The sequence below is a fragment of the Streptomyces sp. NPDC092952 genome (assembly GCF_044754785.1).
Lineage (GTDB): Bacteria > Actinomycetota > Actinomycetes > Streptomycetales > Streptomycetaceae > Streptomyces.
The window spans coordinates 701,963-715,164 of record NZ_JBIVPT010000001.1 but is presented as its reverse complement, the minus strand read 5'-3'; the positions used below and the strand labels follow the sequence as shown (position 1 = coordinate 715,164).

At 69.2% G+C, this 13,202-nt stretch carries 12 protein-coding genes; 8 read left to right on the top strand and 4 right to left on the bottom strand.

Annotated features, from left to right (window positions below; all coding sequences use genetic code 11):
• Positions 1 to 51: 51 nt before the first annotated feature.
• From ACIQGQ_RS03315 to ACIQGQ_RS03300, 4 genes are all read left to right on the top strand, one after another.
• Positions 52 to 1,338, top strand: coding sequence for a geranylgeranyl reductase family protein (locus ACIQGQ_RS03315; RefSeq protein WP_352275991.1), 1,287 nt, complete (start codon positions 52 to 54; stop codon positions 1,336 to 1,338).
• A gap of 86 nt (positions 1,339 to 1,424) precedes the next feature.
• Positions 1,425 to 1,826, top strand: a complete 402-nt coding sequence (locus ACIQGQ_RS03310) for an amino acid ABC transporter permease (protein ID WP_402389963.1) — start codon at positions 1,425 to 1,427, stop codon at positions 1,824 to 1,826.
• A 3-nt stretch (positions 1,827 to 1,829) separates the two neighbouring features.
• Entirely contained in the window at positions 1,830 to 3,770 is a 1,941-nt protein-coding gene (locus ACIQGQ_RS03305) for an alpha/beta hydrolase (RefSeq protein WP_402389961.1), read from the top strand.
• 89 nt (positions 3,771 to 3,859) lie between these two features.
• Complete coding sequence (locus ACIQGQ_RS03300) at positions 3,860 to 4,324, top strand: hypothetical protein (RefSeq protein ID WP_402389958.1); 465 nt, start codon at positions 3,860 to 3,862, stop codon at positions 4,322 to 4,324.
• 24 nt (positions 4,325 to 4,348) lie between these two features.
• Here the strand turns inward: ACIQGQ_RS03300 and ACIQGQ_RS03295 are convergent, their stop codons facing one another.
• From ACIQGQ_RS03295 to ACIQGQ_RS03280, 4 genes are all read right to left on the bottom strand, one after another.
• Positions 4,349 to 5,497, bottom strand: coding sequence for an abortive phage infection protein (locus ACIQGQ_RS03295; RefSeq protein ID WP_402389955.1), 1,149 nt, complete (start codon positions 5,495 to 5,497; stop codon positions 4,349 to 4,351).
• Positions 5,498 to 5,644: 147 nt separating this feature from the next.
• Positions 5,645 to 6,883 carry an MraY family glycosyltransferase gene (locus tag ACIQGQ_RS03290; protein ID WP_402389952.1) on the bottom strand — a complete coding sequence of 413 codons (1,239 nt, stop codon included), beginning with the start codon at positions 6,881 to 6,883 and terminating at the stop codon, positions 5,645 to 5,647.
• Positions 6,884 to 6,982: 99 nt separating this feature from the next.
• A complete protein-coding gene (locus tag ACIQGQ_RS03285) occupies positions 6,983 to 8,380 on the bottom strand; it encodes an acyltransferase (RefSeq protein WP_402389950.1) in 1,398 nt (465 codons plus the stop codon).
• A 195-nt stretch (positions 8,381 to 8,575) separates the two neighbouring features.
• A complete protein-coding gene (locus ACIQGQ_RS03280; RefSeq protein ID WP_402389947.1) occupies positions 8,576 to 9,397 on the bottom strand; it encodes a C40 family peptidase in 822 nt (273 codons plus the stop codon).
• Positions 9,398 to 10,213: 816 nt separating this feature from the next.
• On the opposite strand from ACIQGQ_RS03280, the gene ACIQGQ_RS03275 reads away from it, so the two are divergent.
• From ACIQGQ_RS03275 to ACIQGQ_RS03260, 4 genes are read left to right on the top strand one after another with little or no spacing between them, the layout of a single operon-like run.
• Positions 10,214 to 10,573, top strand: coding sequence for an NADH-quinone oxidoreductase subunit A (locus ACIQGQ_RS03275; protein WP_352276004.1), 360 nt, complete (start codon positions 10,214 to 10,216; stop codon positions 10,571 to 10,573).
• A 24-nt stretch (positions 10,574 to 10,597) separates the two neighbouring features.
• Positions 10,598 to 11,152 carry an NADH-quinone oxidoreductase subunit B family protein gene (locus tag ACIQGQ_RS03270; protein WP_352276005.1) on the top strand — a complete coding sequence of 185 codons (555 nt, stop codon included), beginning with the start codon at positions 10,598 to 10,600 and terminating at the stop codon, positions 11,150 to 11,152.
• Entirely contained in the window at positions 11,149 to 11,874 is a 726-nt protein-coding gene (locus ACIQGQ_RS03265; protein ID WP_402389943.1) for an NADH-quinone oxidoreductase subunit C, read from the top strand. The genes ACIQGQ_RS03270 and ACIQGQ_RS03265 overlap by 4 nt, the downstream gene beginning before the upstream one ends.
• Complete coding sequence (locus ACIQGQ_RS03260; protein ID WP_352276008.1) at positions 11,874 to 13,196, top strand: NADH-quinone oxidoreductase subunit D; 1,323 nt, start codon at positions 11,874 to 11,876, stop codon at positions 13,194 to 13,196. The genes ACIQGQ_RS03265 and ACIQGQ_RS03260 overlap by 1 nt, the downstream gene beginning before the upstream one ends.
• Positions 13,197 to 13,202: the final 6 nt, after the last annotated feature.

The window sequence follows — 13,202 nt, the reverse complement described above, 5'->3', positions numbered from 1 at the left end:
TGGGACAGGTGCCGCGCGGCACGCGATTTCGAGTCTTCGGGAGATCCGACCGTGACCGAGCAGCTCCTCTCCGAGCACAGCGCGGATGTGATCGTCGTCGGTGCGGGCCCGGCCGGCTCCACCACGGCGTACTACCTCGCCAAGGCCGGGCTGGACGTCCTCCTCCTGGAGAAGACGGCCTTCCCCCGCGAGAAGGTCTGCGGCGACGGCCTCACCCCGCGCGCCACCAAGCAGCTCGTGTCGATGGGCATCGACATCTCCGAGGAAGCCGGCTGGCTGCGCAACCGGGGCCTGCGCATCATCGGCGGCGGCGTCCGCCTCGAACTGGACTGGCCCGACCTCGCCGCGTACCCGAACTACGGACTGGTCCGCAAGCGCGACGACTTCGACGAGCAGCTGGCCCGCCAGGCGCAGAAGGCGGGCGCCCGGCTGTACGAGCGCTGCAACGTCGGCGCCCCCGTCGTCGACGACCGCACCGGCCGCATCACCGGCGTCCACGCCAAGCTCGGCGAGGAGAAGACCCCGGTCACCTTCCACGCCCCGCTCGTCGTCGCCGCCGACGGCAACTCCACCCGGCTGTCCCTCGCCATGGGCCTGCACCGCCGCGAGGACCGCCCGATGGGCGTGGCCGTGCGTACGTACTTCACCTCGCCCCGCCACGACGACGACTACCTGGAGTCCTGGCTGGAGCTGTGGGACCGCCGCGGCCCCCAGGACCGGCTGCTGCCCGGCTACGGCTGGATCTTCCCGATGGGCGACGGCACGTCCAACGTCGGCCTCGGCATCCTCAACTCCTCCTCCGCGTTCAAGGAGCTGGACTGGCGCGAGGTCCTCAAGGCGTGGTGCGCCTCGATGCCGGAGGACTGGGGCTACACCCCGGAGAACATGACGCAGCCGATCCGCGGCGCCGCCCTCCCGATGGCCTTCAACCGCCAGCCGCACTACACCCGGGGCCTGCTGCTCGTCGGCGACGCGGGCGGCATGGTCAACCCGTTCAACGGCGAAGGCATCGCGTACGCCATGGAGTCGGGCCAGATCGCCGCCGACGTCATCGTCCAGGCGCACGCCCGCTCCACCCCGGCCCAGCGCGAACTGGCCCTGAACAACTACCCGAAGGTCCTCAAGGAGACCTACGGCGGCTACTACACGATGGGCCGCGCCTTCGTGAAGCTGATCGGCAACCCGAAGGTGATGAAGATCGCCACCCAGCGCGGACTGACGCACCCCCTGCTGATGAAGTTCACCCTCAAGATGCTCGCCAACCTCACCGACCCCACCGGCGGCGACGCGATGGACCGCATCATCAACGGCCTCTCCAAGGTCGCCCCGAGGGCCTGAACCGCCCAACCGCCCGAACCCGTCGCGACGCGGCACACCTGTTCCGTAACGTACGGTAGTGACGGTGCGAACGGGGGAGGGCCCTTATGGCATGGGACGAGTGGGAACGGCTGAAGTCGGAAGCCGCCGCGCGGCGCACGGATCCGCCCGGCGGCGGTGACGGCGGCGGAACGCTGAGACACACACGTGGCCCGTGGACGAAGGCGGCCGCCACCGCCGACGAACTCCAGACCCGCACGATCACGGCCAGGACCGATCTGCGAAAGGCGCACGACGGCGCGGCGGACGGCCTGGCCGGGCTGTCCTGCCGGAGGACGCTCGGGATCGTTCTCACCTCGTGGGACGAGCGCCTCGGCCGGGTCCGTGACGAGTGCGGCGGCCTGGAGCAGAAGCTGCGGCGGGTGGCCGTGGAGCTCGGCGAGGCGGACGCGGAGGCGGGCAGGAGCGTCGGGGCGGTCGTGGTGCCGGGTACGAGGAGGGGCGAGTAGCCCATGAGTACCGCACCCGGGCTGAGCTGGCAGCAGCTCCGCGACCTCGAACTGTCCCGGCTCACCGGCGCCGCCGACGGCTGGCGTGCCGCCTCCGCGTTCGCCGACGACGCCCGTGAGCGTGTCGACAGGGACATGGGCGGCAGGCTCGCCAGGACCCAGGACAGCGAATCCGCCCGCGCGGCGGTCAAGCGGTTGAAGCGGCTGAGCGAGAACTACCACTACGTCCACACCGAAACCGCCCTGGTCCGGGGTGTCCTGGACGGCCTCGCCGGTGAACTCGGCGCCCCGCAGCGCCGATTACGCGACGCGCTCGCGGACGCCGCCGCCCTCGGATACTCCGTCGACGACAACGGAAGCGTCGGCTTCCCGGCCGGCGGCCGGAACGAGCTGACCGGAGCCCCGGTGCCCGGCGGCTCGGTCGTGGGCGACAACGGGCTGATCGGCGCCGGGAACCCCGGGCTCTACTTCGACGCCAACGGCATGTACGACCCGGCCAAGGCCTCGGGCGCGCCGGCCCTGAAGAGCCCCAACCCGCACCGCGCCAAGGCCCAGGACATCGCGGACCGCCTCGCCCACGCGTTACGGGAGGCGCGCGAGATCGACGAGCGGTACGACGCGGCCCTCGCCAGGCTCAAGGCGGCACGCGGCCTCACGGTGGACACCGGAACGTGGGCGGACGCGGCGGCGGACGCCGAGGCGGTGGGCGAGGCCGCCCAGCAGTACCTGGAGAAGAACATTCCGCTCGACGCCTCACCCGCGGAGCGCAAGGCCTGGTGGGACCGCCTCGGCGAGGAGCAGCGCGAGGAGTACATCTCCGCCTTTCCCGGGCTGATCGGGAACCTGGACGGAATTCCGGCGCTGGCACGTGACGAGGCCAACCGGGAGAACCTCCACCTCCTCATCGGGCAACTCGGCGCGAGGCACGACGACGCCTCCCGGGACATGCTGGGCGGCCTGAAGGGCATCCAGGACAAGCTGGAACAGGGCGGCGAACCGCCGATGTACCTGCTGGGCATCGGCGACGAGGGCAACGGCCGCGCGATCATCGCCTACGGAAATCCCGACACCGCCGACAACGTCTCGGCGTACGTGCCCGGCCTCGCCACCAAATTGGACGCGGATTTCGCCGACGGGACGGTGAACCGCGCGCTGCAGACGGCTCTTGGCGCGCAGGAGGTCGACCCCGGCAGCAGAAATGCGTCGATCGTGTGGCTCGGATACGACGCGCCGCAGTTGACACCGGGCGATCTGGCCAGTGGGAAAAGCGTGATGTTCACGAACGACGCACAGGCCGGAGCCCCCGACTACAACGCCTTCATGGCGGGGATCTCCGCAACGCACGAGGGTCGTGCTCCGCATACCACCGCCATCGGGCATTCCTACGGTTCCCTCACGGTGGGGCTGGCGGCCCAGTCGGAAGGTGGAATCCCCGGCGCCGACGACATCATCCTGGTCGGGAGCCCGGGCACCGGAGCGGACAACGCCGGGGAACTCAATGTGGGCAAGGGGCATGTGTTCGTGGGTGCCGCAGAGAACGACATCGTCACCAAGCTCCCGAGCCATGCGGAAGCAACCGGAATGGTCTCCGGCGCGGTCGGCGGGGGCTCGACCGGACTTGTTCTGGGCGCTGGTATCGCGGGACCCCCGGGAGCGCTGATCGGGGGTGGTTCCGGAGCCATCGTCGGAGGGATCGGCGGCTTCATGGCGCAAGACGCGCAGACCGATCCCAGTGAGCGTTGGTTCGGTACCGACCCCGCAAGCAAGAATTTCGGGGCGACCCGATTCTTGGTGGCTGATGGGGAAACCGTCGTGGAAGACCGGGGTCAAATGTCGGCTCATTCGAACTACTTCGACCCGACGAAGGATCAGGATTCGGCCGACAATATCGCTCGGATCGTGGCCGGAAAACCGGAAGCGATCAAGCCGGAGGCGCCTCGATGAAGAAATGGGGATCCGTGATACTGGCAGCCGGGTTGCTGTTCGCGGCCGGATGCGGAGCGGGTGAGGGTTCGACGAACAGGGGAGTGAAGATGGACATGCAGGAGGCGGCGACGAGGGCGGACGACATTCTTGATGGAACCTTCGACGCCATTAAACCGGCAGTGCATTGGACGCATGGGCGTTCGACGGAAGGAAGCTGCGATGTGCAGAGGCGCCGGGCGGTGATGACGATCATCTCCAAGGAGCGGCGAGGAAGCTTCCTGGGGGTGATCGAACGCTACTGGGCAAGCAAGGGCTACAAGCAGCTCTCGGTGAACACATCGGATATTCCCGCCATGTATTACCGGACTCCCGATCAGTTTAACGTGCGCGTTCTCATCGGCAGTAACGGACAGGCCTTCTTCGAAGTTGCTACACCTTGTGTGAACGCTTCCAAGGTGTCCCCACCGAAGACGGAGACGGTCGGCCCGAACTACGCCGACGGGAAGATCCCGTTCCCCGATGTCACGTCGGACTTCTGGTCCGCGAAGAGCCCGCTCCCTTCACGGACCTGACCCGGGAGGCGTGCGGCGTGCTCGTCAGTGGCGGCTTGCTCGGGCGTAGCAGCGGGACAGCGCGTGGAAGGCCTGCTTCGGCTCCCAGTGCCAGTCGGACGCCGGGTCGTCGAACCGGTCCTTGACCGGCTTCACCACGGCGTAGCTCGCCATGTCCAGGTCGTAGCGCGGGTCGGGGGAGTACGGGGCGTCCGGGGTGAGGAACTCGAAGGCCATCGCGGCGTAGAGACCCAGCTCCTCGAAGACGCCGAGGAGTTCGGTGAGGTAGGAGGCCTGGGTGCGTTCGCTGCGGACCAGGTCGCCCTTGATCTCGGGCGGCTGCTTCGTGTAGTCGACGGTGTCCCAGCCCATGCCGCCCAGTTCGGGCGCTCCCCGGTACGCGCACGTGCCGAACTCGGTGATCGCCAGCGGCTTGCCCCAGCGCAGGTAGCGGCGGAGTTCGCGGGCGTACTGGGCCCGGTCGGGGAAGTACGAGTAGTAGTCGATGCCGACGATGTCGAAGAGGTTCCAGTCCACTTCGTCGTCCTGGGCGGCCGCGTACGACAGCTTGCCGCCGAAGACCGACCGGCCGACCGCCGCGGCCCGTTCCGTGAACGCGGCCAGGCGCCGCATCATCAGCTCCGGGTCGAAGTTCCCGTCCATCAGGTTGCGGATGCGTTCCTGCGCGTTGTCGCCGGGCACGATGCCCGGTACGAAGAGCCAGAACTCGCATCCCACACTCAGGTCGGCGCGCGCCCCTTGGCGGCGGAGCCGTTCCAGGTGGCGGCCGGTCTCCGCCAGGTGGTCGAGGATCTCCCCGGCGGGCCGGTCACCCAGGGTCGGCTGGAGCCAGATGTGGAGGCCGAGCTCGGCGGCTTCGGACGCGGTGGCGTTGAGGCGGTCGACGCCGTCGCCGGTCACCTCGATCGACGTGGCGTGCAGCTCCTCCTTGATGGCGCGGAGGTCCGCGCGCATGCGGGTCATGCTCCAGGCGGTGCCGGGGGTCTCGCCGGCACCGATCGTGTAGCAGATCCCGCGATGGGTGAGACCCCGGCCGGCCCTCGGGGGCGGGGTCGCCGTGGCGGGGGAGCTGGTCAGGAGTGGCCCGGCGGCCGCGGCGGCCCCGATCGCCCCGGCCCCGGCCAGGAACCCGGCTCGGCTGATCCCCGCGTTGGGCTTGCTGTGGTGACGCACTTCGGCTCCCGGATGGTCGGCTGCTCGGGCGGTACCGCCAGCATGCCGAGCGGGTCCGGGCGGGGGCGTCCGCCGAAAGTCCACGGGGGCTCGACCAAAGGATGAACCGGTTGTGCCGCCCGACGGGCCCCGGGCCCGCCGGACCCGTCAGCCGCTGCGGTGCCCGGCGGTCTCGGAGGTGCGGGGGGCGTCGGCCGGGGTGTTGCCGGTGGCGATGACGCGGCCCTCGCGGCGGCGGGCGAACAGGCGGCGGGGGAACCGGTTGCGGGGGAACAGGCGGCGGGTGAGGCGGGCCTCGTAGCGCGGCTGGAGCAGCAGGAACAGGCCCAGCGCGCAGACGGCCGCGATCCCGTACAGCATCCAGGACTTGGCGCCCCGCGCCGAGTAGGCCACGATCCCGAACGAGAAGAGCGCCGACCAGAAGTACATGAGCAGCACGGCCCGGCGGTGCGAGTGGCCGAGCTGGAGCAGCCGGTGGTGGAGGTGGCCCTTGTCGGCGGCGAACGGGGACATCCCGTTCCAGGTGCGCCGGACGACGGCGAGCACCAGGTCCGCGACGGGCAGCGCGATGACGGAGAGCGGCAGCAGCAGTGGAATGTAGACCGGCACCATCGCGGCCGAGCCGGACGTGCCGTCCACCGACTGGTTGAGGAGGCTCGGGTCGACGTCCCCGGTGACGGAGACGGCGCATCCGGCGATGAGCAGGCCGAGCAGCATGGAGCCCGAGTCGCCCATGAAGATGCGCGCCGGGTGGGAGTTGTGGATGAGGAAGCCGAGGCACATGCCCGCGAGGATCGCGGAGACGAGCGTGGTGGACGCGGCGGCCTCGATCCCGTAGCCGTACCAGAGCCGGTACGCGTACAGGAAGAACGCCGTCGCCGCGATGCCCATCGTGCCCGCGGCCAGTCCGTCGAGACCGTCGACGAAGTTGACGGCGTTGATGGAGACGACGACGAGCCCGACGGTCAGCAGGGTGCTCTGCCAGTCGGAGAGGTAGATCCCGTCGGTACCCGGCACCGGGAGCCAGGGGATGGTCAGCCCCTGGAAGACCATCACCCCGGCGGCGAACACCTGCCCGCCGAGCTTGACCAACGCGTCGACGCCCCATTTGTCGTCGAGCACACCGAGCAGGCAGATCAGCGTCGCCCCGGACAGCAGGGCCCGGGGCGTGGAGCTCTGGGTGAAGATCTCTTCCAGCTGCGGGAGGTGCGAGGCGACCAGTAGGCCGGCCAGCAGTCCGCCGAACATGGCCATGCCGCCCAGGCGCGGGGTGGGCTCGCGGTGCACGTCGCGCGCCCGGACCTCGGGGACCACCCCGATTGCGATGGCGAACTTCCGCACCGGCGCGGTCAGAAGATGGGTCACCGCCGCCGTGACGAACAGCATCAGCACATAGTCCCGCACGGGCCGCCTCACATCCTGGCCCAACAGGCCGGTACCTGCACAGGCGCCCGGTCCGAGGCCCCTGATCGCACCCCGGCGAGCCTAGCCCATACGGATTCCCGCGCTGCGGGGAGCGGGGAGCGGGGCGGGCAGGACGGGCTTCCCGGTCACGGTCCTCCCGCGTACGGGCTTCCCGGGCGAGGGCTTCCCGGCCACGGGCTTCCCGGACACGCGCCTCTCCTGGGCGGCGAACAGGGCCGCCAGCACCAGCAGTACCCAGAGCACCGGAGTCGGCGTGCCGTCGGGCGAGACGAACCCCTGGGCGGCGAGACCGAGGAGACCGGCGGCGGCGAGCACCGCGGCGGCGGCGACCCGGCCGGGGCCCGTCCGTACCACCGCACCGGAACCGGCGGAGCGGCGCCGGAATTCGAACCGGCCGAATATCCGGGTGAAACACATCAGGAAGAATCCCGCGGTGGAGACCCATATCGGGATCACCGCGAACCACAACGCGCTGCCGGGGGCCGGAGTGGCGAAACCGAATCCGACCACGAATATTCCGGCCGTCATGACGAGAGCGGGCATGTGCCAGAGATACAGGGTCATGAACCGCGCCCCGCACCAGCCCAGTACGGCCGTGACACGGGGGCGCCCGGCGCAGCGGACGATCAGCGGCTTGAGCGTCAGCCAGAGCCCGAGCTGTCCCGCCGTCAGCGCGAGCATCACCACGGTCGGCGGGCTCATGTTGGAGACCGGTGCCCCGGGCATTCCGATCATCGACGCCGGATACGGGCCGAGGAGCACGGCGCCGGCGGTGAGCCCGAAACCGGCGGCGGCCAGGGCCGGGGCCGTCCAGCCGCTCCGCATGCGCAGACCGCCGTCGGCGTAGTGGAAGCCGAGCTGATGGGCGGCCAGCCAGACGAACAGGGCGTTCAGGAAGCCGATCGCCGGGTTCACCTGGAACCGCAGTACGTCGATGACCAGGGCGGACGCGGCGAGTACGCCGAGCACCCGCCAGCCGTGGCGGCGGTACCACCGGTACATCAGCGGGGTGACCGCGACGACGAGTACGTACACCGCGAGGAACCAGAGCAGTTGCCCGGCGATCTTCCCCGCCAGCAGCACCGGCTGCCGGGGCACGCCCGCGCCGATCAGGAGGTGGGGCAGCAGCAGCCATACGCCGGCCAGCGGCACGACCGGCACCAGAAGACGCGCGATCCTGCCCCGGAGCCATTCGGGAACCGAATCGACCGAACGGAACGAGAAGAAATTCGCCGCGCCACCGGCGAAGAAGACCATCGGCATCACCTGGGTCAGCCAGGTGACGATCCACCAACCAGGACTGGCGAGTGCGTTGCCGGTATTCAGCCGGCCGTTCTCATAGGCCAGTACCGGCATGAGCCAGTGCTGGGAAATAACGGCCAGCACGCACAGGGCTCTGATGATGTCTATGAAGGGATCACGGGCGCGACCGGGTGAATGCGCGGGCGTTGACTGCATGTATTCATCGTGCTGTCGGCAGTCGGAACAGGCAGTAAAGCGGCCCCCCGAATAGTTCGGGGGGCCAGCACCGAGCCCATGGTGGGGGCAGCCCCACCCCGGCCGGGAACGGCGAAGGGCCGTCGCTCCCGAGCGGGGGAGGCGACGGCCCTTCGGCGGTGTGCCCGCGCGCCGGGCCACCGGCGCGCTTGTGAATCAGAGAACGCGGACCGCGCCCGACGGCGGGTCGTAGGAGAGCGGACGCTGCACCACACCGGTGCTGGAGTTCTGCGCACCGACGAACTGGCCGCCGCCCACGTAGACGCCGACGTGGTACGCGCTGCCCGCGCCGCCCCAGTACAGGATGTCGCCCGGCTGGAGGTTGCCCAGCGAGACCTGGGTGCCCGCGGTGGACTGGGCCTGCGAGACGCGCGGCAGGTCGACGCCGACCGTACGGAACGCGGCCTGGACCAGGCCGGAGCAGTCCCACGAGTTGGGGCCGGTGCCGCCGGACACGTAGGCGTCGCCGACCTGGGCCTTCACGAAGGCGATGACGGACGCGGCGGAGCCGGTCGCGTTCGACGAGACGGACGGGGCACCGGCGGTGCTCGCGGAGCCGGCGGACGCGCTGAGCGTCGTACGCGTGGCGGTGCGGGAGGCGCGCTCGGCGGCCTCGGCCTTCGCCTTGGCGGCCGCCTCCGCCTTCTTCTTGGCCTCGGCCTTGCGGACCGCCTCGGCCTTGGCCTTCTTGGCGGTCTTCGCCGCGGTGGTCGCGGCGGCGTCCTGCTGGGCCTGCGTCTGCAGGTCCTGGGCGACCTGCTGGGTGGCCTCGGCCGACGCGGCGACGGCGGTGGAGAGCCCGGAGGTGAGGGTGGGCATCTCGATGGTCTGGGTCACCGGCTCGGCCTGGGCCGAACCGGCGGTGCCCGCCACGGCGATGGTGCTGAGGACGCCACCGGCAACTCCGGCACGCAGCGCCGTCTTCGGGGCGTTCCGGCGGGGCTTCCGGTGGCTGGGTATGTGAGCGGTGTGGGACATGAGTACTAGCGCTATCAGGGCCCCGGGCCTCCCATCAAGAAACGTGTGTTGCGACACAGTTACGTTCGGAATCTGTGAATCCGCTTTCCGGAGGGCCTTATTGACGCCGTAACGGGCAAAACGGGCATGCCTGATCACCGCTGTGATCACGGGGTTTCGGCAATACGCCCGAATTGCCCGGCGCTTACCATCCGCCCGCACTGATGGCCAAGCCCGCTTTTGCCGCACCCCTTGGTGCGTGACGCAGGTCACAGTGCGGTCGGCACGCGAGGGGCGGTTATGCGCCATGCGTCCAAGGTGGCGCCTCGCGCGGAGGATGCTCCATTCGTCCGTAAAGGCGCAGATGTTCGCGTGAGTCCACTTTGCTCCCCGGGCTGCCACGCGCGGGTGGGTTCCGGCGGCGCGGGCGGAGGGGGTGTCGCCGTCCGGGCGCCGCCGGGGGTTCCCGGGGTGCGAGTCGGGGCGAGGGTCTCTATCACCCTGCGACGTCCATCGCCAATTTGCTTGGTAGGGCCATCTCTTGATAGGGCAACAGCCGTTTGACCAGCGGTAACAACCTCGGATGTCACGTCTCGTGATCACTCGACCGCTTCACGTGTGAAGATCACCGCTCATCCGACTTCATGATCCTTCGTCAGGTGGTGGAGATCACAAAGACGTTGCTGCACCCCGTGTCGCAGATCACAGGATGGCGGGCATAGGATGCGGGGCAGTCGGGCTTGTGAACTGCCTCACATGAGCGCGATCTTGGTGAGGCGGTGAGCCGGTCGCCCGATGCGGTCCAACGGTCAAGGACGACTGGAAGGAGCGAGGAGCGTGAATGCCTACGCGCCCATCCTCGTGCTCGGCGCCCTCGGGGCAGGGTTTGCGATCTTCTCCGTGGTCATGGCCACGCTTATCGGCCCCAAGCGGTACAACCGGGCAAAGCTCGAAGCGTACGAGTGCGGGATCGAACCCACCCCCACTCCGGCCGGAGGCGGCCGCTTTCCCATCAAGTACTACCTGACGGCGATGCTCTTCATCGTCTTCGACATCGAGATCGTCTTCCTCTATCCCTGGGCCGTCTCCTTCGACGCCCTGGGGATCTTCGGGCTCGTGGAGATGCTGCTCTTCGTGCTCACCGTCTTCGTCGCCTACGCCTATGTGTGGCGTCGCGGCGGCCTGGACTGGGACTGAGGACTAGGGGCTGAGGAGCACACCATGGGACTCGAAGAGAAGCTGCCCAGCGGCTTCGTACTGACCACTGTCGAACAGGCCGCCGGCTGGGTGCGGAAGTCCTCCGTCTTCCCCGCCACCTTCGGCCTCGCCTGTTGCGCCATCGAGATGATGACGACCGGAGCCGGGCGGTACGACCTGGCCCGGTTCGGGATGGAGGTCTTCCGCGGATCGCCGCGGCAGGCGGATCTGATGATCGTCGCAGGACGGGTCAGCCAGAAGATGGCTCCCGTCCTGCGGCAGGTCTACGACCAGATGCCCAACCCCAAGTGGGTCATCTCGATGGGCGTTTGCGCGTCATCGGGCGGAATGTTCAACAATTACGCCATTGTTCAGGGTGTTGATCATATTGTTCCGGTCGATATCTATCTGCCGGGCTGTCCGCCCCGGCCCGAGATGCTGATGGACGCGATCCTCAAGCTCCATCAGAAGATCCAGGGCTCCAAGCTCGGGGTCAACGCGCAGGAGGCCGCCCGCGAGGCGGAGGACGCCGCGCTCAAGGCACTGCCCCTGATCGAGATGAAGGGGCTGCTGCGGTGAGCGAGAGCCGTAACCAGGACGAGCAGAACGAGAACGCCGTGCCCGCCCCCCGCGCGGACACCGGCGAGGTCATCGGCGTACGCAAGGGCATGTTCGGCGCCGAGAACGGCGGCGACACCTCCGGCTACGGCGGCCTCGTCCGCACCGTGACCCTGCCCGGCGCCGCCTCCCGCCCCTACGGCGGCTGGTTCGACGAGGTCGCCGACGAACTCGAGGGCGCCCTGGAGGAGCAGGACCTCCTCCCGGAGAACGCCATCGAGAAGACCGTCGTCGACCGGGGCGAGCTCACCTTCCACATCGCCCGCGAGCACCTGCTCCGGGTCGCCCGGACCCTGCGCGACGACCCGGCGCTGCGCTTCGAGCTCTGCACGGGGGTGAGCGGCGTCCACCTCCCCGGCGACAAGGGCCGCGAGCTGCACGCCGTCTACCACCTGCGCTCGCTCACGCACGGCCGGCTGATCCGCCTGGAGGTGTCGGCCCCGGACGAGGACCCGCACATCCCGTCCCTCGTCGCGGTCTACCCGACCAACGACTGGCACGAGCGCGAGGCCTACGACTTCTTCGGGCTGGTCTTCGACGGGCACCCCGCCCTCACCCGGATCATGATGCCGGACGACTGGCAGGGCTTCCCGCAGCGCAAGGACTACCCGCTCGGCGGCATCGCCGTCGAGTACAAGGGCGCCCAGATTCCGGCTCCGGACCAGCGGAGGTCGTACTCCTGATGACCACTCCCCACGCAACCCCGCGCGCGACGACCGAAGGCACCGTATACACGGTCACCGGCGGCGACTGGGACGAGGTCGTCGACTCCGCGGTCAAGTCCGACGACGAGCGCATCATCGTCAACATGGGCCCCCAGCACCCCTCCACCCACGGCGTGCTGCGGCTGATCCTGGAGATCGACGGCGAGACCGTCACCGAGGCCCGCTGCGGCATCGGCTACCTCCACACCGGCATCGAGAAGAACCTCGAATACCGGAGCTGGACCCAGGGCACCACCTTCGTCACGCGCATGGACTACCTGACGCCGTTCTTCAACGAGACGGCGTACTGCCTCGGCGTCGAGAAGCTCCTCGGTATCGAGGACCAGATCCCCGACCGGGCCAGCGTCCTGCGCGTGCTCCTGATGGAGCTCAACCGGCTCTCCTCGCACCTGGTGTGCATCGCCACCGGCGGCATGGAGCTCGGCGCCACCACGATCATGATCTACGGATTCCGCGACCGTGAGCTGGTGCTCGACCTCTTCGAGCTGATCACCGGCCTGCGCATGAACCACGCGTTCGTCCGCCCCGGCGGGCTCGCCCAGGACCTGCCGCCCGGCGCGGTCGACCAGCTCCGCGAGTTCGTGAAGACCATGAAGAAGAACCTGCCGGAGTACGACAAGCTCGCCACCGGCAACCCCATCTTCAAGGCCCGCATGCAGGACGTCGGCTACCTCGACCTGACCGGCTGCATGGCGCTGGGCGCCACCGGCCCGATCCTGCGCTCCGCCGGACTCCCGCACGACCTGCGCAAGACCGACCCGTACTGCGGGTACGAGACCTACGACTTCGACGTCCCGACCGCCGACAGCTGCGACGCCTACGGCCGCTTCCTCGTCCGCCTGGAAGAGATGCGCCAGTCGCTGCGGATCATCGAGCAGTGCATCGACCGGCTCGCCCCCGGACCGGTGATGGTCGCCGACAAGAAGATCGCCTGGCCGGCCCAGCTCGCGCTCGGACCGGACGGACTGGGCAACTCGCTCGACCACATCAAGAAGATCATGGGCACCTCCATGGAGGCCCTGATCCACCACTTCAAGCTGGTGACCGAGGGCTTCCGGGTCCCGGCCGGGCAGGCGTACACCGCCGTCGAATCGCCCAAGGGCGAGCTCGGCGTGCACGTCGTCTCGGACGGCGGCACCCGCCCCTACCGGGTCCACTTCCGCGACCCCTCCTTCACCAACCTCCAGGCCATGGCGGCGATGTGCGAGGGCGGCCAGGTCGCCGACGTCATCGTCGCCGTCGCGTCCATCGACCCCGTGATGGGAGGCGTCGACCGGTGACCGAAG